The following is a 23395-nucleotide window of genomic DNA, read 5'->3' on the forward strand; positions in this document are numbered from 1 at the left end:
GAAGATACGCCAGTGGTTATCGATGTCGTCGCAAATGATACCGATGCAGATGGTGTCACATCTCCTGTTGCGTCAGTAACAGACGGCACAAACGGGACTGTAGCAATTAACGCTGACGGTACCGTGACCTACACGCCAAACGCAGACTTCAATGGTGAAGACGAATTTACGTACACTAATGAAGATGGCAATACAGAAACTGTGACAGTGACGGTTGATCCGATTGATGATCCAACTGAAATTCTAGTAGGAGCATCAGATAGTGATACTGGTGAAGTAACTGAAGATGAAGATGTAAGTACTACACAAACTTTAACGGATTCAGGAACATTAACATTTTCTGATGTAGATGCTGAAGATAGTGCGAACTTTGCACCTACTGTAGCGTTTTCTCCTGAGAACGAAGGCGATACTGCTTTAGGTGAAATATCTATCGATGCTGATGGAAATTGGACTTATGAAGTAGATAATAGTGCTGTTCAATACTTAGCAGAAAATGAGTCATTAGTAGAAGTATTCACAGTGACATTAAACGGAACTACACACGATATTTCAGTCACCATTAATGGTACTGATGATCCTACAACCATTGAACCAGTAGGAACAAGAGATGCGTACGCTAGACTTACTGAAGATGACGATGTTACATCTGGATTCTTAACAACAAATGATACTCTTGAATTTACGGATGCAGATGATTCGGATAATGCTTCTTTTGAGCCTGAAGTTAACTTTACAAGTACCACTTCTAACTTAGGTCAATTAGGAACAGTCACTTTAGAGAGTGACGGTAACTGGAGCTATAGTGTTGATAACTCATTAGTTCAACATTTAGATGAAAACGAAATAATAACTGAAATATATACGGTCACTTTAAATGGTACCGAAGAAATTATTACGATTGATATTATAGGTGCCGAAGATCCTACTGAAATTATTGTTGATAGCAGTGTTGGCGATAGTGCAGAAGGGCAAGTATCAGAAAATAGTGCGGATACCACTGCAACATTAACCGATTCTGGAAAGGTTACTTTTGCTGATGTAGATGACTCGGATAGAAGTAATTTTTCACCAACAGTCACATTTGCTTCTTCAACAGCAGGTACTAGTGCACTTGGCTCGTTGATTATCGATGCAGATGGGAATTGGACATATGAAGTTGATAACAGTGATATTGAGGATCTAGATACTGGTGAAACTATTGTAGAAACATTTACCGTAGAATTAAATGGTGAAACTCAGGATATTTCTATCACCATTAATGGTGCTGATCCTGTAATAGCAGTTGATGATGCGGAAGCACCTATCACTGGGTTAATCGGACAATACTGGGGATACGATGAAAATGCAGAAGGTCAAAATACTGAAACCTTAACAATTGTAAAAGATTATATCGATGCAAACCCTGTTGCAGATATTTCATTTGTTTCAACTGAATTAGATTATGGGAATGTAAACGGTTCTAATTTAGCTACTGGAGTTCAAGATGGAGTGCCAAATCGCCTAGTTGGGTTTTTAAATAATGATGCCGACTCTATTGAGACAATTAATGGTGGTTCATCAAACACAGCAACTGACGCGATTATTGATTTAACAGGTAATTTATATGTCGCTGAAACAGGCTTATATACTATTGATGTTCAACATGATGATGGATTTCAGCTGTTAATTGATGGCGAAGAAGTCATTACTTTTTCTGAAATCACACCAAGTATCCAAACAAGTGTTTCATTAACTCTAGCTGAAGGTTATCACTCAATAGAGATTATTTATTGGGATCAGGCTGGCGATTATGAATTGACTCTAGATATGAGTTTAGCGAATGGAGATAATATTTGGGTTGCTGAAAACTTATCTTACGCTGATGGAGCAAGTGTCGACACAGGAAGTTCAGTTGAACTAGATCTGTTATCTAATGATACTGGTAACGGTCTTTCGATCAATTCAATTAGCGATCCCGATAATGGTACTATCACTTTGGTTAATGGGGTTGCTACTTATATTCCAGATGATGGTTATACAGGTATTGATTCGTTTACTTATGATGTGATTGATGAAAATGGTAATGTATCAAACACTGCGACAGGATATGTAACCGTTACTCATGCTAGTCCAGATGGGATCATTGACAGTACAATTGACGAAACAGATTCGACTACCACTGACGAAGCTGTAGATGGTAATGAAACAGATTCGGATACCACTAACGAACCTGTAGATAGTAATGAAACAGAGGGCCAGAACATCGAAGGGACTGGTAACGCCGATACACTAGAAGGCGGTGCTGGTGATGATCAAATTAACGGTAACTCTGGTGATGATATAATTTATGGTAATGCTGGAGAAGATACTATTTCTGGTGGCGATAATAACGATCAAATATTCGGTGGAGTTGGTAACGATACATTAAGTGGCGGCACTGGTAGCGATACTGTACTAGGCGAAGACGGTAATGATACTATCTACGGTGGAGATGGAAGCGATACCCTTCATGGTAATGCTGGTGATGACACTATTTTTGGAGGAGACTATGCTTCAGATGTATTGTTTGGCGGAGATGGTGACGACTTATTAACAGGCGGTATCGGAGGCGGTGACATACTTACAGGTGGAGATGGAGCAGATACCTTTATTTGGGGAGATGCAGATACTTATGGTAGCGATTCAATCACCGACTTTAACGTCGCAGAAGGGGATAAGTTAGACTTGAGTGATTTATTGCAGGGAGAAACAGAAGACTCTCTTGGACAATACTTTGATATTAGTTTTGATGGAACCGATACGACGATTAGTGTTAGCAGTAACGATATTAATGAAAACCCAAATAACACATATAAAGGCACAACGATTGTGTTGGAAGATACGCAGTTAGACGGTATTACTCATGAGGGAGATTTAACTTCCGATGAAGTAGAAACTGTTATTAATACTTTATACGATGAAGGAGCATTGATTATTACTGAAGCAGATTCAGGAGAGGTGTCTACCTCTTCAGCTGGCATAGATGATAATATTGTGTAATAAAATGATATCATCAACAAAAGCGTGCTGATGGTCAATAAAAGGTATTTAATAGGTCATGACAATGCTGTTGGAAAAATAGTATCATCATGACTATTAATTTTAAGGGGTAACTTTGAATCCAAACAATTCTCAACAAAATAAATGGGAAATTAACGCGTCAACACGCATCGGGCATGATCCTTTATTAGACTGTTTAGTTCTCTTAAGTGAATATTTTTCTACACCATGTTCTGCGGAAGCATTGGCAGCTGGTTTACCATTGGCACAGCAAAACTTAACTCCTGAATTAGTTCCTCAAGCCGCTAGCCGAGCTGGGTTAAGTGCAAAGCTTGATCGTCGAAACTTAGATTCATTACCTGGTATGTTATTGCCTTGTATCTTAATGCTTAAAAATAAACAAGCATGTATTTTACATGAAATAGATACGCAAAATAATGAAGCAAAAGTATCCTTCCCTGAAACTGGAGGGCAAGAAGTACTCAGTATTGAAGCGTTAGAATCTGAGTACGTTGGTTATCTGTTTTTAATTAAGCAGAAATACCACGGTGATCGACATTTCGATGTTCATATTCATGAATCTACCAATACTTGGTTGTGGGATAGCATTAAAGAGTCTGCATCTATATATCGAGATGTCATTATTGCGTCTGTTTTGATTAATATTTTTGCCTTACTCTCACCGTTATTTGTAATGAATGTTTACGATAAGGTTGTTCCTAATTTAGCTTTTGAAACATTATGGGTGCTAGCTATAGGTGCTTTTATAGCTTATATTTTTGATTTCATCTTAAAGCAAATTAGGGCTTATTTAATCGATGTTGCTGGTAAAAAAGTTGACGTTGAAATATCTTCCAAACTATTTTCAAAAGTTATTGGGGTACCACTAGAAAAAAGGTCGTCAAGTGTCGGTGGTATGGCTCGCCAACTTGGTGAGTTTGATAGTGTTCGAGAATTTTTATCTTCTGCAACAATCACTGCTTTGGTTGATCTCCCTTTTTCTATTTTATTTATGTTTATCATTTGGCTTGTCGCAGGTGATCTAGTTTACTTTCCAGTTATTGCAACTTTCTTAATTATTGGATATAGCTTTACTGTTCAATCAAGGCTAAAGGTTGCTATTGAAGAAAGTAATAAGTTTTCGGGTTTACGACATGGGCATCTTGTGGAAAGTTTATCTTCATTAGAGTCGATTAAAGCAAATGGAGCAGAAGGGCTTATTCAACATACCTGGCAGCAGATGGTTGGTCACACAGCTAAATGGCAGCTAAAGGTGAAAATGATCACTAACTCTGTATCTAATGTTTCAAGTTTCGTTATTCAAGCCTCGGTTATTGCGGTTATTGTTCTTGGGGTTTATCGTGTCTCTGAAGGATTAATCTCAATGGGGGCTATTATTGCTGCAGTTATGTTATCGAGCCGAGCAATAGGACCTATGGCAAGAATTGCTGCTTTGATGACTCGTTATAATCAAACAACTAGTTCACTCCGCCAAATTGATGGAATAATGGAGCAAGAGAGTGAATTTGAAAATAAAGGGCATCTAGTCAGTCGTAATAAGTTGGAAGGTAATATTGAATGTGAGCAAGTTTCGTTTCAATATCCTAACAACGAGAAAACAGCATTATATCCATTTTCACTAAAAATTAAGCCTGCTGAAAAAGTCGCTATTATTGGACGTAATGGCTCTGGTAAAACAACTTTAGCTAAATTGATTCTAGGGTTATATAAACCATCATCTGGCAGTATTCGTTATGATGGTTTGCATCAAGAGCAAATACACCCGAGTGATTTACGAAGTAATATTGGCTATTTACCTCAAGATATAACACTTTTTCACGGTACAATTAAAGACAATATCTTATTTGGTACAAGACAAGTTACTGAATACCAATTACTGCGTGCAGCGCAATTATCAGGTGTTTGTTTGTTTACGGATTTAGCATCGGAAGGATTAGATTTACAAGTAGGAGAAGGTGGTATTTCTTTATCTAGAGGGCAAAGACAAGCCGTTGCTTTGGCTCGTACTATTTTAAATGATCCTCAAATATTATTATTAGATGAACCCACTGCGAGTTTAGATGCGCGAGCTGAAAAACAATTCATTAATTCAATGAAACAAACAATTAAAGATCGTAGCATGTTATTAATTACACATAAAATGCATCTTTTACAATTAGTTGACCGTATCATCATTGTCGATAATGGAAAAATTGTTGCGGATGGACCTAAAGAAAATGTATTAGAAAAACTAGCATCAGGCCAATATGCTACAGCAACAAAAGAGGCTGAATAATGAAAGGTTCTAAGCAAGATTTAGAGATGGCTGATGATGTATACGGAGCAATGATAACCGAAACACCAACAGCACAACGCTTAACAATATGGGCTTTATTTGCATTATTTTTATGTTTTTTTATATGGGCTTATTTTGCTAAATTAGATCGCGTTGTCAGAGGGGAAGGTAAAGTCGTACCTTCATCACAAGTACAAGTTATTCAAAGTTTAGACGGCGGTATTCTTCAAGAACTTTACGTTAAAGAGGGAATGCTTGTGACTAAAGGGCAACCCTTAGCACGTATTGATGACACTAGATTCCGTTCAGATCTTGCCCAGCAAGGACAGGAAGTAGACGCTTTAAGAGCAGATATTATTCGTTTGCGTGCTGAACTAAGTAGTATTCTTATTGCAAATGTAAAAGATTGGACTCTGCAAATTCAGATTCAGCAAAAGAAATTAGAGTTCCCCGAAGATATGCAAACTACAGCAGCGGCATTAGTGGAACAACAGCAAGATGAATATATAGGCCGTTTGAATAGCTTAGAAAATCAAGTGGCTATCCAAGCACAGCAAATTAAACAAAGACAACAAGAGATCACTGAACTTAATTCAAAAATGCGTACTTTAAGAAGTAGTTTAAATTTAGCTAACAGAGAGTTAAAGTTGACTCGTCCGTTAGCACTGAAAAATATTGTACCTGAAGTCGAATTACTAAAATTAGAAAGAACGGTCAATGAGTTAAGTGGTGAATTACGTTCATTACAAACACAGTTACCAAGGAATGAGTCTGCATTACAAGAGTCTATTTTAAAGCGTCAAGAGTTAGTGTTGGAGTTTCGTAAAGATGCTCGAGCTCAACTTAATGAAAAACAAGCGGCTTTATCAAGTATTACCGAAGCTCAAGTTGGCGTGCAAGATAAAGTAAGTAAAGCACTAATTACCTCCCCAGTAGTAGGTACAATAAAGACGCTACACATCAATACTTTAGGTGGAGTCGTGAAGCCTGGTCAGGTATTATTAGAAATAGTACCAACAGAGGATAAATTGTTGGTTGAGGCTAAAATTATCCCTAAAGATATTGCATTCATTCATGTTGGATTACCAGCGCGAGTAAAAATAACTGCTTATGATTTTACACGTTACGGTGCTTTGGATGGTGTTGTTGAATTAATTAGTGCGGATACCACTCAAGACGAAGAAGGTAATAGCTTTTATATTGTAAGAATTCGTACGACTGAATCGAGTATGAATAAAGACAATAAAAACGAAATGTCTATTATTCCAGGGATGTTAACCAGTGTTGATGTCATGGTAAGTAAAAGAACCGTACTTGAATATATGTTTAATCCAATTTTAAGAGCCAAAGAATCGGCTTTACGAGAGTATTAAGTTGAGTAAAGGATATGGAGAAAGAATGAAATCATTACAAAATGGAATTACTAAAAAAGTGGCCTTAGTTGCCTTCAGTTCTTTAGTATTAATGCCTTTTCAGGCGCAAAGCCAATCTTTAGAGGAGGCCGTTGCACATACTCTAGATACAAATCCAGAGATTCACACTTCCTTTACACAATTTAAAGTGAAAGAAAAACAAGTGGAGCAAGCAGAAGCTGATTATTATCCAACGCTTGAGGCTACTGGTGGTATTGGCTATGAATATACAGATAGCCCGACAACAAGGCGTTATACTGATAGTTTAAATAATACAGAAGAACTTACTAGACGAGAACTTGGGTTAAGTTTAACTCAAAATCTATTCAATGGTTTTAAAACCAGTGGTGAAGTCGATCGTACTAGTTATGCAACAAGTGCTGAACAGTGGCGTCTACATTCTATTGCTGAAGATATTACACTAGAGGTGACTAAAGTTTATATTGACTTGATTGAAGCTGAAAAGTTAGTGGTTTTATCAGAAAAAAATCTTCAGTCGCATATCGATATTTATGACCAAATAAAAGAACGTACTGAGTCTGGTTTTAGTAGTAAAGCAGATTTGTCTCAAATAAGTGGTCGTTTAGCACAAGCTGAATCAAACTTAATTGCTGCTAAGAATAATTATTTAGACAGTAAAACTATGTTTTATAGTGTAGTTGATCAAACACCTGAAAACTTAGTTATTCCTTTTCCAGATAACAGCATGCTACCTAAAACACAGGCAGAAGGGCTAGAAGCCGCACTTAAAAATCACCCTTCAATCTGGGCATCAACTAATGATATTCAGTCTGCGAATGCACAATATAAAAGCGCAAAGTCGACTTTTTATCCGGAATTAAACTTAGAGATTGAAGCTAATTTTAACGATAATATAGACGGTGTAGATGGTTACAATGGTACTAATGATGTAGGGGGTAACAATGATGACGTTGTTGCAATGTTACGTTTTAGGTATAACTTGTATAATGGCGGAAGAGATAAAGCTTACGCTAAAGAAACTGCTTACAAAATTAATGAAGCTAAAGCACTGAATATGAAAGCTCACCGTGAAGTAAAAGAAGGTTTTACATTATCATGGGATGCTTTCGAATTACTTAATAAGCAAAAGCAATATATCAAAATGCATGTTATTGCAGCTAAAGACTCTCAAGAAGATTACAAAGAGCAGTTTAAAATTGGTCAACGTAGCTTGTTAGACTTGCTTGATACTGAAAATGAGCTTTTTGAAGCAAGAAAAGATTTTTTAGAAGCTGAATTTGATGAAATTACAGCACAATATAGAGTATTACATGCAATGGGAACATTGCTGGATTCTTTACGTGTAACACGCCCTGAAGCGTGGAAAGGGGAGCAAGAATTTGATGGTGGAGTTTACAATGAAAAAGATTAGTTTATTAGCCGGAGTCGTTTTATTAAGTGGTTGCTCAATCAATGTCATTGATCCTGCCAATGTAACCACTGAGCAACTTTATGATTTATCTGACCCTGAAGGTGATGGTGTAATCAATGCTCGTGATAATTGTATTGATACTCCTTTGGGAGCTGCTATCGATAATAGTGGTTGTAGTGAAGATGTCATTGAAAAAATGAGAGTGACGTTGTTAGTAAACTTCGATAATGACTCATCCATAGTAGACCCTAAGTATTTTCCTGAAATACAAAAGCTAGCTATCCTATTAAAGGATTATAAATCTGTGAATGTTTCAATTGAGGGACATACAAGCAAAGTTGGCTCAGCTGAGTATAATAAACAGTTATCATTAAAACGAGCTGAAGCTGTTAAATCGATTTTAGTGAATAGATACAGCGTTAACCAAGATCGTGTAAAAGCGATTGGTTATGGCTTCGAAAAACTATTATCTGAAGGCGATAGTGATTATGCAAACGCACAAAATCGTCGTATTGTTGCTGAAATTGCCGGTGGTAAAGAAGTTATTGATATGAAATGGAATATTTACAGTGTAGATAAGCGTGATCAATAGTCTATATTACGACTAATAAAGTGTCATTTTTAACAAAATTCATAATAACTGTTTTGCTTTTGTATGTAAGTAATCTTTATACCTATGCAAGCAGTTCATTAAGTTTTAATACAAGTAAACTCATTTCTACATTAAGTCAAAACTATGGAGATAGGGCTGCATTACGTGGAAAAGCTTGGTTGAAATTATTAAATGCAAGTTATGAAAATGAACAGCAAAAATTACTTCGCACTAATAGATTTTTTAATCAATTACGATTTACAACGGATAAAAAATTATGGGGCGAAAGTAATTATTGGGCTACACCTGTAGAGTTTATTGGTGTTAATGCTGGAGATTGTGAAGACTTTGCATTAGCTAAGTACTTCACATTATTAGCAATTGGTGTTGATGACGATAAGCTTCGTATTGTTATGGTTAAGTCATTAACTTTAAATCAATATCATATGGTTGTTGCTTATTATGATAAGCCTACATCGGAACCGTTAATTTTAGACAATATTGATGGCCGAATAAAAAAGGCGAGTAACCGAAGTGATTTGGTTCCTATATATAGCTTTAACGGTAAAAGGCTATGGTTAAACAATGAAAAAAGACAAGGTCGTGTCGCAGGAAAACCAAGTAGACTCAAACGATGGAATGATTTAAATACTCGTATGGGACTTAACAAACTAAAACAACCTGTATTATCTATGGAGTAACTTATTTATGACACTGTTTAATCAGATCAACTCATTATTACTAGGGCTATTTTTACTAGTAGTAACGAGTTTGGCGTATTTTCAGTTCACCGAAACTAAAACGTTTATGGACAGCCAGATAGCATCTGACTTAAATAATACAACTAATGCATTAACATTAATGTTAAAGCCGCATTTAGAAACTGGTGATATAGCATCTGCAGAAACGGTCATCAATGTTATTTTTGAAGGTGGTTTTTATAAGAAAGTTAGTTTAACTTGGCTTGAAAATGGCAAGACTCAGGTTTGGGATAATCCAGTACAAGCTCAAGGTGTGCCTGATTGGTTTATCAATTTAGAGCTATTTGAAACGCAAAGCACAGAAAGCACCATTACTAATGGCTGGATACAGTTAGCGACATTAAAGTTAGAAGCTAATCCTGCAATTGGTTACAGCCAATTATGGAAAGTAATGGCCGATACACTGATTACACTAACTATTTTATTTATCTTATCTGTTATTATTTTACGCCTTCGTTTAACTAGGATCTTGGCTCCACTTCATCGTGTTGCAGATCAAGCTAAGTTGATTGCAAAACGTGAATTTCAACCAGATCTTAATATTCCTGAAACCATTGAATTGAAAGAAGTTGTACTAGCAATCAATAGTATGTCCGGTCAACTTCAGACCGTCTTCTCTCAACTTGATAAAGAAGTTGTTTCATTAAAAAATGAAAAACTGACTGACAAAGTATCGCAATTACCGAATCGATTATACCTCAATGGCCAATTAGGAAGCTGGATGAAAGATCCTGGCTATGGTGGCGTTTTAATTGCGAGATTAGATTGGCTACAAGAGATCGATGATCAATTTGGTTACCAAGTAAGAGATAATACGATTCAAATTTTAGCAAAGGAGATGCAACGTTCTTTACCCTCTATTGCGCCTTGTGTTATCGCCCGTATTTCTAGTAGAGAGTTTGTGTTTTTAGTTACTAAAGCTTCAAATGAACAATTAAAAGTATATTTACAGAGCGTTATTCGTCTTATTAACCAAGCAATGATCAGCGCTAATTATCAAGAAGAAGACCAATTCTCAATTGGTGTAGCTGTTAGAGCACAAGGTATGACTGCATCTCAGTTATTAGGGAATGCAGATAGTGCTTTGCAATCTGCTTTATCAGACAAACAAGTTTGTCAATGGTTTGAGAATAACGAAGAGCAAGAAGTTGCTATTTCACAATGGCGAGACCTGTTACAAGAAGCAATTGTTAAACGAAATTTCCTATTACAATGGCATCCGGCACTATCTTTTGAAGATGGTACAGTTATGCAACGTGAAATTTATAGTGGATTAAAAATAGAAGAAAATATTGTTCGTGCTGCTCAATTTATGCCTTATATTGAACAACTTGAGTTAGGTAGTGAGTTTGATCAGTCGTTATTAAAAGTGATTGCCGAAAACTCAACTATTTTATCAAAACAAGAAAAAGTGGCGATTAATATAACCCAAGACAGTATCTTAGACTTACATTTCCATGATTGGTTGGAGTTGTTCATGAGTCGTCAAAAGAACCCACAACGTTTTCATTTTGAAATACAAGAAAGTACTGTGTTGACGTACCCTAAACAGTCGCAGAAATTCACTAATATCGTTAAGCAGCAGGGTGGTAAAGTGGGTATTGATCACTATGGACGAGAAATTGGCTCGGTAGCTTACTTACAATCAGTAAAACCTGACTATGTTAAATTAGATCAATCGCTGTCTTGTAATTTGAAAAATGAGATGGAAGTGGATGAATTAACCGAACGCCTAGCTCTAAGCCGAGCAGTAATTAATACTGCACGTGGTTTGGGTATTGAAGTTATTATCACCGCAGTGGAAGATCAAGAGCAATTAAATATGCTTAAAAGCTTACACGCTAACGGTTATCAAGGCTTTATTACACCACCGACTTATATTAGCTAAACTAGCTCTTAATGTTAATAAATGAATAAGCCCTGTGCACCTGTACAGGGCTTTTTATTAATGTCTATTTCTTCAATAAAGCCTGATGTTGTGCTTTAAATTTTTGAAATTTAGGGGAAATCACTGCCATGCAGTACCCTTGGTTTGGATTATTTAAGTAATAATTTTGGTGATAATCTTCAGCAATAAAAAACTCAGTTCCAGCTTCTAATGTCGTCACAATATCTTGATCAAATAATTGTTGCTCATTAATTGTATTGATCATTGCTTGCGCTATTTCTTTCTGTTCTTTGCTTTGATAGAAGATAACAGAGCGATATTGGGTACCAATATCATTACCCTGTCGATTTAGTTGTGTTGCATCATGCACACTAAAGAAAAGAGTTAATAGTTGAGAGTAATTGATAACTTGATTATCAAAAGTGACTTCAACTACTTCGACATGTCCAGTGTTACCAGTACAAACTGCTTGGTAATTGGCTTGTGATGCTTCTGACCCTCCGGTGTACCCAGAAACCGCCTTGATTACACCTTCAATTTGATTAAATGCTGCTTCTACGCACCAAAAGCAACCTGCACCAACAACCATTTTTTCTTGTGCCATAAAACCTCTCGTTAAATTATATCGATCATCAAGGATTGAAATAATAGGAAATAGTGAATCTCTCTTTTTATTTACAGCATATTGGTATTAGTTTCCATTATTCATACCAATTACATTAAATAAGTGACCTAGATTTTACGCAGAAAAAATGACTGAGTTCAAGGCGTAATTTAAGTTAAATATTTGTTCTATTTGCGAAAATTACAACGAAGAAATAAGTTATTTTAACAAGTAAAATAGATCAGTTAATTAGTGTGATTGGTTTTAACAATCAAATGATTAAAATAATAGCAATTATGCTTGTGGAACACCTTATTCATAAGGCTTTGTTCAGCAAAATTTACTGATAAAAAATGCCAAATATTGTAGAAATTATGTTAACTTACTTATCAATTTTAATCTTTATTATTAGTTGCTTAACTGAGTCTAGAACAGGCTTTTAAGTGGCAGTCGTTTATTACACAGAGAAATACGCCATGTTTTGTCCTTTTTGTAATACTCAAGATACAAAGGTTATCGATTCTCGCCTTGTATCCGAGGGTTCTCAGGTGCGTCGCCGTCGTTCATGTAATGAATGTAATGAGCGTTTTACTACCTTTGAACTTGCAGAGTTAATTATGCCTCGTTTGATTAAATCAGACGGAAGTAGAGAACCATTTAACGAAGAAAAATTACTCGTTGGTATCAATATCGCTTTAGAAAAAAGACCGGTAAGTATTGAAGCTGTTGAGAGTGCTGTTAATAAACTAAAATCCACCTTACGAGCAACAGGAGAGCGTGAGGTACCAAGTAAAATGGTAGGAGAATTAGTCATGGATTTACTTAAAGGGCTGGACAAAATAGCCTATATCCGTTTTGCTTCCGTTTATCGTGCATTTGAAGATGTTAAAGAATTTGGCGAAGAAATTGCTAAATTAGATACAACGAATAAATAAACTTACCTACAACTTAAAAAGTATTTATACATGTTATTTACTGACGCAGATTATCATTACATGCAACGTGCCTTATTACTTGCTAAAAAAGGGCGTTTTACTACCTCACCAAACCCAAATGTTGGTTGCGTTATTGTCAAAGATGCTGCAATCATTGGTGAAGGCTTCCATCAAAAAGCCGGTACTCCTCATGCAGAAGTACATGCTTTAGCGATGGCTGGTGAATTAGCTAAAGATGCAACTTGTTATGTTACTTTAGAACCTTGTGCTCATTTCGGTCGTACTGGACCTTGTGCATTAGCATTAGTAAAAGCTGGTGTTAAACGAGTTGTTGTCGCAATGATCGATCCTAACCCCAAAGTGGCTGGAGGAGGAATACGTATTTTACAAGAGGCAGACATACAAGTTGATGTTGGCTTATTGACTAAAGAGGCTGAACTGTTAAATCCGGGTTTTATTACTCGTATGAAGCACCAACGTCCACGTATCACCGTAAAAATGGCATCCAGTTTAGATGGTAAAACGGCTTTAAAGAATGGCGTAAGTAAATGGATTACAGGTGCAGATGCTCGCGCTGATGTTCAATATTATCGAGCACAGCAAAGCGCTATTTTAACAGGTAATCAAACTGTATTGGCGGACGACCCTAGTTTGAATGTTCGTTATCAAGAGTTATTAAATAGTGCTAGCTTCGACCGAGAGTTATTGACTGAATCGAAATTGCGTCAACCCATCCGTATTATTTTGGATTCTCATAATAAATTGACGTTAAATGAGAAGCTATTTGATTTGCCTGGAAAGGTATGGATTATTTCTACTGTTGAACGCGATACGACAGGTTTCTCAACTAAAAAAGCATTAATAGAACAAATTATTGTACCTGCAAACAACAACAACCAAATTGATTTACAAGCTTTGTTAACAACACTGAATGCTCGTGAAATTAATGATTTATGGGTTGAAGCCGGTGCGACCTTAGCGGGTGAGTTTTTTAAAGAGGATTTGGTAGATGAATTTATTCTTTACCAAGCGCCAAAATTACTGGGCGATCAAGGCAGAAACTTAGTAAACTTACCAGAATTTTCCACGATGAATGATATTGTTAATCTGACTTTGCACTCAGTTGTAAAAGTAGGTGATGATATTCGTCTTATTAACCATCGAGAATAATATGTTTACAGGCATTGTAGCCGCAGTGGGCAAAGTCACTGCAATTCAAAATAACGAAAAAGATATGACTATTACCGTGCATGCCGGAGATCTTGGTATGAATGATGTTAAATTAGGCGATAGTATTGCTAATAATGGGGTGTGTTTAACAGTAACGCACCTAACGACTGATAGTTTTAATGTAGACCTTTCCTATGAAACACTTAAATTGAGTGCCTTTTCAGGTATTCAACCAGGTTTTCTGGTGAATTTAGAAAAAGCGATGCAGATGAATGATCGCTTTGGTGGACATATTGTAAGCGGACATGTCGATGGTGTCGGTGAAATAACCGCCATTTCACCACTAGGTAATGCTGTGGAATATTGGATAAAAGCCCCAACAAACTTAGCAAAATATATTGCTAAAAAAGGCTCAATTACCGTCGATGGTATTAGCTTAACGACTAATGACGTTGATGGCGCTAGTTTTAAGTTAACTATTATTCCTCACACAATTAGTCAAACGACCATGCAGCAATATAGTGTTGGTAGTAAAGTGAATTTAGAAGTTGATGTGATTGCTCGTTACCTTGAGCGCTTAATGTTAGGCGAACAAGCTGCAAAACCAAACGACAAACAAAAATCGACAATGGAACTATTAGCAAAAAGCGGTTTCATGGGTTAACACAAATTTAAGTACATATTTTAAAGTACAGAGCGTTAAGGAAAAATAATGAAGTTGAATACAAGTGCAGAAATTATCGAAGATATTCGCTTGGGTAAGATGGTTATATTGATGGATGATGAAGATCGTGAAAATGAAGGCGATTTAATCATGGCTGCTGATATGGTCACTCCTGAAGCAATTAACTTTATGGCGACACATGGCCGAGGTTTGATTTGCTTAACATTAACAGGGCAACGTTGCGAACAGCTTAAATTACCATTAATGGTAGAAGATAACACAGCAGCATTTTCAACTAACTTTACTGTTTCCATTGAAGCAGCTGAAGGTGTTACGACAGGTATTTCTGCTGCTGACCGAGCTGCAACAGTATTAGCAGCAATAGCAAAAGATGCAAAACCAACAGATATTGTAATGCCTGGTCATATCTTCCCACTAAAAGCACAAGAGGGTGGCGTATTAACTAGAGCAGGGCATACAGAAGCAGGTTGTGATCTAGCTCGTCTAGCTGGTCGTGAACCTGCTGGAGTTATTGTAGAAATTCTTAAGGAAGATGGCAGCATGGCTCGCCGAGCTGACTTAGAAATCTTTGCAGAAAAACACGGTATTAAGTTAGGTACAGTTGCCGATTTAATTGAGTACCGTAATAATAACGAAACCACTATTGAGCGTGTTAGTCAGTGTAAATTACCTACTGAATTTGGCGAATTTGACCTCGTTGCTTATCAAGATACTATTGATAAGCAAGTTCACTTTGCATTAGTAAACGGTGATATAAAGCCTGGTGATACAACAAATGTTCGTGTTCACCTGCAAAATACTTTTGCTGACAACTTCTTCTCTGATCGTTTAGCTCCTCGTACTTGGCCTATGCATACGGCTTTAGCGCGTTTAGCAAAAGATGGTGGTGTATTAGTGATGTTAGGGCACCAAGAAACCGCTGAATCATTAATAGAGCAAATTAAATACATTAATAAAGAAGATGCAGGCGAGCGCGTAGCCGCTAAAGCTCAGGGAGCTAGCCGTCGTGTTGGTGTTGGTTCTCAAATATTGCAAGATCTTGGTGTACAGAAGATGGCGTTATTTAGTTCGCAGAAAAAATATCATGCACTTTCAGGTTTTGGGCTAGAAGTGGTTGAATATATCACTGAATAAACAGTGTCGATATAGAAATGAATTGTGTTAGAATGCACAAAATTTTGTAATAAGGGTAGAAAATGAAAATAATTGAAGGTGGCTTAGCCGCTCCACACGCTAAAATCGCAATCGTGATTTCTCGCTTTAACAGCTTTATTAACGAGCAATTATTAGCTGGTGCCGTTGATACCCTTAAACGAACAGGTCAAATTGCAGATGATAATATTACTGTCGTTCGTGTACCTGGTGCTGTTGAATTACCGTTAACTGCAAAACGTGTTGCAGCGTCTGAAAAATTTGATGCAATTGTTGCATTAGGTTGTGTTATTCGTGGCGGAACACCACATTTTGAACTTGTTATCAATGAATGTAATAAAGGTTTAGCACAAGTGTCATTAGACTTTAGTGTTCCAGTTGCATTCGGTGTGTTGTCTACAGACTCTATCGATCAAGCAATTGAGCGAGCAGGAACGAAAATGGGTAACAAAGGTAGTGAAGCTGCTTTAAGTGCGTTAGAAATGGTTAATGTAATGGCGGAATTAGGATAATGGCAATGAAACCAGCTGAACGTCGCCGTGCTCGTCAATTTGCAGTACAAGCTGTTTACCAATGGCAAATCACTCAAGCGGGTGTAACGCAAATTGTTGAGCAGTTTGCTGTTGACCAAGATATGTCTAAAGCGGATGTACCTTATTTTAAAGAGTTATTAATGGGGGTTGTTAAAAACTCTGATTCTTTAGATGATAAATTAGCACCGTACCTTTCTCGTAAAATTGACGATGTTGACATGGTTGACCTTGCGGTATTACGTTTAGCAATGTTTGAATTGACTTTCCGTACTGATGTACCACATAAAGTAGTATTGAATGAAGCAATTGAACTAGCAAAAGATTTTGCTACTGATGAGTCATACAAGTTTGTAAACGGCGTATTAGACAAAGCACTTCGAAGCTTAAAGTTACGTGAAGATATTGCTAAATAAATACTAGTTATATTTTATGATGTAATAAAATCCAGTTATTTATAACTGGATTTTTTTTGTTAAAAATATCATATCAAAGTCTATTAATTTGTTAATCCAAATAAGGAAAAATCATGAATAAAAGTTTAATGACTAATTTAATTGCTGCATTAATTTTAGTGATTGGCCTATTACTTGAGGAAAGTACCGCTTCTTCTATCTTAGTAATGGTAGGGTTATTTGCCTTATCAGGTGCAGTCACAAACTGGCTTGCAGTATTCATGCTTTTTGAAAAAGTCCCTCTTTTATATGGCTCAGGCGTTATACCTGCTCATTTTGAAGAGTTTAAATCAGGTATTAGAAACTTGATGATGAAACAGTTTTTTACAGCCCAAAATGTAGAGCGTTTTTTATCGGCAGGGAGCTTTTCATCAACTCAATTAAATCTTGAACCTGTGATTGAAAAAATAGATTTAAATCCAACTTATGACGGGCTGATTAAAGTGATTATGGAGTCTTCTTTCGGTAACATGATAGCTATGTTTGGCGGTGAAGAGTCATTACAGCCATTACGAGAACCTTTTATTAAACACATGAAAAGCTCTGTGATTGATTTGACACAATCTGATAAATTCAATGAGCTCTTGCAAAGTGAAATGGATCAACCTGAAATGATGAATAGTATTTTAACTAAAATAGAAAGCATCATTGAACAGCGTTTAGATGAATTAACACCACAAATAGTCAAAGAAATTATTCAAGCAATGATCCGTAAACACCTTGGGTGGTTAGTCGTTTGGGGTGGAGTATTTGGTGGTTTAATTGGCTTTGTTAGTGCATTAATTGTTGCATAAATATCTACAGGGTCTTGATATAGAGGTCATTTCATCAACATGAAATGACCTTTTTTATTTACCAAGTATCCTCTATCTTCATGAGTAAGTTATTCTTGATTTTTAATACCAGCTTATAACTAATCACTGATTCTCTGTTATAAATTTTATATTTAGATAGTTAAGATGATTAGACTCTTCCTCTTAAATCTGTCATAACTAATTTTAATTATCTTAAATAACAAGAGCCTAGTCATGTTAAATAATGCCTATAACACTTATAAAACCTTTTTCTTAACCAGCTTTGCATTATTAGCCTTTGCCGCTAACTCTGTTTTTTGTCGTTTAGCGTTAGGGGATCAGCAAGTTGATGCAGGGAGTTTCACCGTTATTCGTTTGTTATCGGGCAGTTTATTTTTAGGTTTATTTCTTGCCGTAAAACACTTTTATTTTGATAAGAAGAATAAAGCTGCTTCAACCGGATTAAATACAAAAAAAAGCACAGGTAGCTGGTTAAATGCAATTTGGTTGTTTGTTTATGCGTTAACGTTTTCATTTGCTTACATACAACTAGATACAGCAACAGGGGCGTTAGTATTATTTGCGACGGTACAGGTAACCATGTTGCTAACGCGTGTTTTAAAAGGACACCTATTGAGTCGTGCTGAGTTAATTGGCTTAATATTAGCTGTTGCTGGATTTATTTTATTATTAGCACCACAAGTATCAAGCCCATCTTTAATTGCTTTTATCTTAATGTGTGCTTCTGGCGTCAGTTGGGCTTTTTATACCTTAGCAGGCAAGAAAAGTGTCGATCCAACCTCGGATACTATCTTTAACTTTTTCCGAACAACACCTTTCATTATTATTTTTGCACTGATTAATTTTGATAGTACTTATTTGAGTATTGATGGTGTTTTGTATGCCATTCTTTCTGGTGTACTTGCTTCTGCGCTAGGTTATTTGCTGTGGTATCAAGCATTAACTAGCTTACGCCATAACGTCGCTGCAGTGGTGCAGTTATTGGTGCCTGTGTTAGCCGCTGTGGCGGGCTTTATCTTTCTTGGGGAAAGTGTGTCAGTAGTTTTCGTTATCTCCAGTCTAATCATTCTAAGTGGGATTTTATTAGTGATTAAAAACCCAACTTTAAAATAGACTTTTTCTTAATATGGTATTTTAATTTAACGGCTTACTTCAGTAAGTTGTTAAATTTTCATAATGCATCTTATTAGGAAATAATGATCGAGCTCGAATATTATAGTATTAACTCTCTTCTACTCTAGAGTATCTATCGCCAACAAACTTATCTTAATTTCTTAATTTTATCGTGCTTAATTATCACTATCGTTCCTATTATTAATGTTTTTAATGGATATAACTAAGTATTAGTGTGTAGTTTTAGAGCCAATACTTATGATTTCATATCTATTTAATAACTTATCACTGCTTAATATAATTATTATAAAAGATATTGATCACAGCATCGGTAGCATTATGTTGGTGTAAATATAAAATGTGATCTCTGTAATTGTATTAATATAATATAGAACTACATTGTGAATTACCTTTAATCAAACCAAGGAATGGACCGTGTATAAAAAATTATTATTACTCTCAGCGATGGCTGGATTAACTGCATGTGGTGGCTCTGATAGTAGTTCAAATGATGCTGGTGACGTAAGTAATGAGCAAGTGACAGAATCTACAGCGGCAATAATAAGTGGAACCACCTCGGTTGAATTGTATTATAAAAATGGTGATGTTAATGAATCACTAACTATTGTCGACCCCGATGATGGCGAAGAAGCTTTCATTGTTCAAACCGATATAGCGACTACTTACGGTATATTCTCACTTAATTCAGATGGAGAATGGACCTATGAAGTACCAGAAAATGAAACGCTGGGCGACTTAAATGAAAATGAAAGCGTTTCGGATAGTATCACCGTCAACTCTATTGATGGCACTGAAGCAACGATACGTTTCACTATCCTTTCTGCTGATGCACTTTCTGAGGACAGTGATGACGATGATCAAGGTGATAGCGATGACGATGTTGACACTTATGCATGTTCAGATGCATTCGACGATGACGGGTCTGATGATGCAAATCCTGTTGTGACAGGGGCAACTCATAATTCAACACTCGATGATTTAAATGAGTTATTAAACAGTGGTGATGTGCAGGGTGGGGATGAAATCATTGTGTCAGGTGATGGTGAAATATCGATTAAAGACACTTGTTTCGATGTCCAAGTATTAATCAGAGCTGAAAGTGTTGGCAGTATCAGTTTAGAAACGGCTGCTATTTCCAATTCTCAAAATATTACTTTGCAAGGTTTTGTATTGGGCCCAAATGATGCCAGTACATTACTCAAAATTGTAAACTCAAAAAACATTAAAGTGTTACGTAATACATTTGATCATAAAGATATTACTGATGGGCAAACGTCTGTGGTGCTAACTGAATCAAGTGAAGAAGTCTCAATTGCATATAATGAATTCTTGGATAAAAACATTGTTGTTGAAGATGACGATGGACAAATAAATTCAGGCAGTTACATCAAATTTCAATATGATGATGATACTGAAACAATGACAACTAATGCACACATTCATCACAACTACTTTAAAAATATTGTCCCTTACGTAAAAGAGGGCAATATAACCCCTGAAGGTGATTCGGACCGTGAAGCAATCGTCTTCGGAGATTCAGGTTCTCAAGATGTAGAAACAAACCATCTAATTGAATATAACTTGTTTGAAGATACCGATGGTGAAAATGAAATTATGACAGTCAAAACGTCAAATAATACCTTCTCAAATAATACTTTTTTAAACTCTATGGGCTCGCTATCGTTCCGTTTAGGACATGATAATAAAGCAGAAAATAATTATTTTTATGGAACTGGCGATAGCACGTTAGTATCCGATGCCAACTACGAAACCGGTGGTATTCGAGTATATGGCTCAAACCATACAGTCAGTAATAACTATATGGAAAACCTATCGGGTACTAGTTGGAGAAGTCCTATATTAATTGATTCAGGTGATGTATCTGATAGCTCTAATGGCAATAGTCATGAAGCTCCAACTAATGTGACTGTAACTAACAATACGTTAGTAAACAATTTAGGTGGCGGTATTTTTATTGGTCGAGATAATTATACTATTGTACCTCAGGACATTACTATTTCAGATAACTTAGTGACGGGAAATGAAGGCAGTTTATTCAATAACTACGCTAATGATGATTCTAATACTTGGTCTGGCAATCAATCATATGCAACAGGTTCTGCAGTTGATAATGAAGATGGCACATTAGGCGCTGGTCAGTTAGAAGTACTTTCATCAGAGCCTACTATTATTGCTCCTATCCCTTTAACAACAGAAGATGTTGGCCCAACTGCAGACTTGTCTAGCTAACAGCCATCATATTAATCTAATAAAATTAATGCTATAAAAAAGCCGATTATATTAACATATAGTCGGCTTTTTCTATTTTAAATAGCTATATTAACAACCACTTTGAGGGTTACATAATACGCTGTCCTGGTTTAGCTCCAGAGTCTGGATTTAAGATATGAATATCTTCTCCACCAGGGCCAGCTGCTAATACCATACCTTCAGATAAACCAAACTTCATTTGACGTGGTGCAAGGTTTGCTACCATTACAGTTAGTTTACCTTCTAAGTCCTCAGGTTTGTAAGCTGACTTAATACCAGCAAACACAGTACGTGTCTCACCACCTAAGTCTAAAGTTAGCTTTAATAGTTTGTTTGCTTTAGGCACATGCTCCGCTTTAGCAATCAAGGCAACACGTAAATCTGTCTTAGCAAATGTGTCAAAGTCAATCTCAGGCGCGATTGGCTCTTTATCTAGTTCACTTTGACTCGCTACTTGTGATGCTGCCACAGCTTTGTCTTTTGCTGCTGCGTCTGCCGCTGCACTTGCTTTAGAAGACTCAACCATTGCTTCAATATTCTTTGGATCAATACGTTGGAACAAAGCTTTAAATTTATTGATTTGATGGCCCGCTAAAGGAGTGTTGATGCTATCCCAAGTTAATGTTTCATTTAAGAAAGCTTCACTACGCTCTGTTAGTTTAGGCATGATTGGTTTCAAGTAAGTCATTAATACTCGGAACAAGTTAATTCCCATCGAACAGATATCTTGTACTTCTGCTTCTTTACCTTCTACTTTTGCTAAAGCCCATGGTGCTTTTTCATCAATGTATTTATTCGCGATATCAGCTAATGCCATAATTTCACGAATAGCACGTGCGAACTCACGCTTTTCGAATTGCTCTGCAATAGACTTGCCTGCGTCAACAAACTCTTGGTATAAAGCAGGTTCAGAAACCTCTACAGATAGTTTGCCATCGTATTTTTTAGCAATGAAACCTGCTGTACGAGAAGCTAAATTAACTAATTTATTCACCACATCAGAGTTAACACGTTGTGCGAAATCTTCTAAGTTGAAGTCTAAATCATCAACGCGTGATGTTAATTTTGCAGCATAGTAATAACGTAAACACTCAGGATCTAAGTTTTCTAGGTAAGTGCTCGCTTTAATGAAAGTGCCTTTTGACTTAGACATCTTCTCACCATTAACACTCACATAACCATGAACATTTACACCTGTTGGTTTACGGAAGCCGGCGCCTTCTAACATCGCTGGCCAGAATAAGCCGTGGAAGTTGATGATATCTTTGCCAATAAAGTGGTATAGCTCTGCTGTACTGTCTTTTTTCCAGTAATCATCAAAGTTAAGGTTGTCAGAGCGATCACATAGGTTTTTAAAACTTCCCATATAACCGATAGGGGCATCTAGCCACACGTAGAAAAATTTTCCAGGTGCACCAGGAATTTCAAATCCAAAATAAGGTGCATCACGGGTAATATCCCAGGCTTTTAAGCCACTCTCAAACCATTCGCCTAATTTATTTGCTACTTCGCTTTGTAATGCACCTGATTTTGTCCATTCAACTAGCATATCTTGAAATTGAGGTGCATCGAAAAATAAGTTCTCAGTATCTTTCATTACCGGCGTTGCATCAGAAACCACTGATTTTGGATTAATCATTTCAGCTGGGCTATAAGTCGCACCACAAACATCACAGTTATCGCCGTACTGGTCTTCAGCTTTACATTTCGGACAAGTACCTTTTACAAAGCGATCCGGTAAAAACATCTCTTTTTCTGGATCGTACAATTGTGAAACGACTTTTTTAGTGATGTAACCATTATCACGTAGTGCTAAGTAAACTTGTGATGATAAGGCTTTGTTCTCTTCTGAATGCGTAGAATGGTAATTATCAAAGCTGATATTAAACCCAGCAAAATCTTTTTCGTGATCAGCTTGTACATCGGCAATTAATTGCTCAGGTGTAATACCCATCTCTTGAGCTTTAAGCATGATTGCAGTGCCATGAGCATCATCAGCACAAACAAAATGAATATTATTGCCACGTAAGCGTTGGAAACGCACCCAGATGTCAGCTTGTACATGCTCTAGCATATGCCCTAAATGGATTGGACCATTTGCATAGGGAAGGGCGCAGGTAACAAGTATATTACGGTCTTGATTAGCCATTTATTTGATATTCCTTAAGTCTAGGCGAATTTTTTTAAGCCTATAATTCTACCGAAAAAATGCTAATAATCCCACTCTTATCTCAGACAGTTAAGGGCAATGTTTTGAAATCTGCATTGGTTGATTTGATGC

18 protein-coding genes are annotated in these 23395 nt (G+C 36.5%); 16 read left to right on the forward strand and 2 right to left on the reverse strand.

What is annotated here, in order from left to right; all coding sequences use genetic code 11:
- The 7 genes from V5290_RS13605 to V5290_RS13635 form a co-directional block, all read left to right on the forward strand.
- The coding region (locus tag V5290_RS13605) for a VCBS domain-containing protein (protein WP_333386821.1) at positions 1–3021 on the forward strand (3021 nt) is incomplete at its 5' end.
- A gap of 115 nt (positions 3022–3136) precedes the next feature.
- Positions 3137–5317 (forward strand): type I secretion system permease/ATPase, encoded by a 2181-nt coding sequence (locus V5290_RS13610; protein WP_333386824.1) that lies wholly within the window; start codon positions 3137–3139, stop codon positions 5315–5317.
- A complete protein-coding gene (locus V5290_RS13615) occupies positions 5317–6690 on the forward strand; it encodes an HlyD family type I secretion periplasmic adaptor subunit (protein ID WP_333386827.1) in 1374 nt (457 codons plus the stop codon). The genes V5290_RS13610 and V5290_RS13615 overlap by 1 nt, the downstream gene beginning before the upstream one ends.
- 25 nt (positions 6691–6715) lie before the next feature.
- Complete coding sequence (locus tag V5290_RS13620) at positions 6716–8122, forward strand: TolC family outer membrane protein (RefSeq protein ID WP_333386831.1); 1407 nt, start codon at positions 6716–6718, stop codon at positions 8120–8122.
- The gene (locus V5290_RS13625) at positions 8109–8714 is read left to right on the forward strand and encodes an OmpA family protein (RefSeq protein ID WP_333386833.1); all 606 of its coding nucleotides are present in this window, start codon (positions 8109–8111) and stop codon (positions 8712–8714) included. Before V5290_RS13620 ends, V5290_RS13625 begins: the two co-directional genes overlap by 14 nt.
- A 20-nt stretch (positions 8715–8734) precedes the next feature.
- Entirely contained in the window at positions 8735–9415 is a 681-nt protein-coding gene (locus V5290_RS13630; RefSeq protein WP_333386836.1) for a transglutaminase-like cysteine peptidase, read from the forward strand.
- 7 nt (positions 9416–9422) lie between these two features.
- Complete coding sequence (locus tag V5290_RS13635) at positions 9423–11363, forward strand: bifunctional diguanylate cyclase/phosphodiesterase (RefSeq protein ID WP_333386841.1); 1941 nt, start codon at positions 9423–9425, stop codon at positions 11361–11363.
- Positions 11364–11427: 64 nt separating this feature from the next.
- Here the strand turns inward: V5290_RS13635 and msrA are convergent, their stop codons facing one another.
- On the reverse strand, positions 11428–11967 hold the full coding sequence (gene msrA, locus V5290_RS13640; RefSeq protein ID WP_333386844.1) for a peptide-methionine (S)-S-oxide reductase MsrA: 540 nt from the start codon (positions 11965–11967) through the stop codon (positions 11428–11430).
- Positions 11968–12443: 476 nt separating this feature from the next.
- Between msrA and nrdR the strand changes: the two genes are divergently transcribed.
- The 9 genes from nrdR to V5290_RS13685 all read left to right on the forward strand — a co-directional run bounded on the left by nrdR (position 12444) and on the right by V5290_RS13685 (position 21093).
- Entirely contained in the window at positions 12444–12902 is a 459-nt protein-coding gene (nrdR, locus tag V5290_RS13645) for a transcriptional regulator NrdR (protein ID WP_333387029.1), read from the forward strand.
- 30 nt (positions 12903–12932) lie between these two features.
- Positions 12933–14072: a bifunctional diaminohydroxyphosphoribosylaminopyrimidine deaminase/5-amino-6-(5-phosphoribosylamino)uracil reductase RibD gene (ribD, locus tag V5290_RS13650; protein ID WP_333386847.1), complete on the forward strand. Its 1140-nt coding sequence runs from the start codon at positions 12933–12935 to the stop codon at positions 14070–14072.
- Between the two features lies 1 nt (position 14073).
- The gene (locus V5290_RS13655; RefSeq protein WP_333386850.1) at positions 14074–14736 is read left to right on the forward strand and encodes a riboflavin synthase; all 663 of its coding nucleotides are present in this window, start codon (positions 14074–14076) and stop codon (positions 14734–14736) included.
- Positions 14737–14784: 48 nt separating this feature from the next.
- The gene (gene ribBA, locus V5290_RS13660) at positions 14785–15891 is read left to right on the forward strand and encodes a bifunctional 3,4-dihydroxy-2-butanone-4-phosphate synthase/GTP cyclohydrolase II (RefSeq protein ID WP_333386852.1); all 1107 of its coding nucleotides are present in this window, start codon (positions 14785–14787) and stop codon (positions 15889–15891) included.
- Between the two features lie 62 nt (positions 15892–15953).
- Entirely contained in the window at positions 15954–16421 is a 468-nt protein-coding gene (gene ribE / locus V5290_RS13665; RefSeq protein WP_290039134.1) for a 6,7-dimethyl-8-ribityllumazine synthase, read from the forward strand.
- 5 nt (positions 16422–16426) lie between these two features.
- Positions 16427–16855, forward strand: coding sequence for a transcription antitermination factor NusB (gene nusB, locus V5290_RS13670; protein ID WP_333386857.1), 429 nt, complete (start codon positions 16427–16429; stop codon positions 16853–16855).
- Between the two features lie 113 nt (positions 16856–16968).
- A complete protein-coding gene (locus V5290_RS13675) occupies positions 16969–17688 on the forward strand; it encodes a DUF445 domain-containing protein (protein ID WP_333386860.1) in 720 nt (239 codons plus the stop codon).
- A gap of 234 nt (positions 17689–17922) precedes the next feature.
- The gene (locus tag V5290_RS13680) at positions 17923–18822 is read left to right on the forward strand and encodes a DMT family transporter (protein ID WP_333386863.1); all 900 of its coding nucleotides are present in this window, start codon (positions 17923–17925) and stop codon (positions 18820–18822) included.
- A gap of 435 nt (positions 18823–19257) precedes the next feature.
- A complete protein-coding gene (locus tag V5290_RS13685; RefSeq protein WP_333386865.1) occupies positions 19258–21093 on the forward strand; it encodes a chondroitinase-B domain-containing protein in 1836 nt (611 codons plus the stop codon).
- Positions 21094–21202: 109 nt separating this feature from the next.
- On the opposite strand, the gene metG is transcribed toward V5290_RS13685, so the two are convergent.
- Positions 21203–23263, reverse strand: coding sequence for a methionine--tRNA ligase (gene metG, locus V5290_RS13690; protein WP_333386868.1), 2061 nt, complete (start codon positions 23261–23263; stop codon positions 21203–21205).
- Between the last annotated feature and the right edge of the window lie 132 nt (positions 23264–23395).

Source organism: Psychromonas arctica, from assembly GCF_036697365.1.
Classification (GTDB): Bacteria; Pseudomonadota; Gammaproteobacteria; order Enterobacterales; family Psychromonadaceae; genus Psychromonas; species Psychromonas arctica_A.

What these genes read in the sequence shown, in the direction of transcription:
- V5290_RS13620 (WP_333386831.1), top strand. Translation starts at nt 6,716, where the DNA reads ATGAAATCATTACAAAATGGAATTACTAAAAAAGTGGCCTTAGTTGCC.
- V5290_RS13675 (WP_333386860.1), top strand. Translation starts at nt 16,969, where the DNA reads ATGAATAAAAGTTTAATGACTAATTTAATTGCTGCATTAATTTTAGTG.
- V5290_RS13655 (WP_333386850.1), top strand. Translation starts at nt 14,074, where the DNA reads ATGTTTACAGGCATTGTAGCCGCAGTGGGCAAAGTCACTGCAATTCAA.
- ribBA (WP_333386852.1), top strand. Translation starts at nt 14,785, where the DNA reads ATGAAGTTGAATACAAGTGCAGAAATTATCGAAGATATTCGCTTGGGT.
- V5290_RS13615 (WP_333386827.1), top strand. Translation starts at nt 5,317, where the DNA reads ATGAAAGGTTCTAAGCAAGATTTAGAGATGGCTGATGATGTATACGGA.
- V5290_RS13625 (WP_333386833.1), top strand. Translation starts at nt 8,109, where the DNA reads ATGAAAAAGATTAGTTTATTAGCCGGAGTCGTTTTATTAAGTGGTTGC.
- V5290_RS13635 (WP_333386841.1), top strand. Translation starts at nt 9,423, where the DNA reads ATGACACTGTTTAATCAGATCAACTCATTATTACTAGGGCTATTTTTA.
- ribE (WP_290039134.1), top strand. Translation starts at nt 15,954, where the DNA reads ATGAAAATAATTGAAGGTGGCTTAGCCGCTCCACACGCTAAAATCGCA.
- V5290_RS13680 (WP_333386863.1), top strand. Translation starts at nt 17,923, where the DNA reads ATGTTAAATAATGCCTATAACACTTATAAAACCTTTTTCTTAACCAGC.
- ribD (WP_333386847.1), top strand. Translation starts at nt 12,933, where the DNA reads ATGTTATTTACTGACGCAGATTATCATTACATGCAACGTGCCTTATTA.
- nrdR (WP_333387029.1), top strand. Translation starts at nt 12,444, where the DNA reads ATGTTTTGTCCTTTTTGTAATACTCAAGATACAAAGGTTATCGATTCT.
- metG (WP_333386868.1), bottom strand. Translation starts at nt 23,263, where the DNA reads ATGGCTAATCAAGACCGTAATATACTTGTTACCTGCGCCCTTCCCTAT.
- nusB (WP_333386857.1), top strand. Translation starts at nt 16,427, where the DNA reads ATGAAACCAGCTGAACGTCGCCGTGCTCGTCAATTTGCAGTACAAGCT.
- msrA (WP_333386844.1), bottom strand. Translation starts at nt 11,967, where the DNA reads ATGGCACAAGAAAAAATGGTTGTTGGTGCAGGTTGCTTTTGGTGCGTA.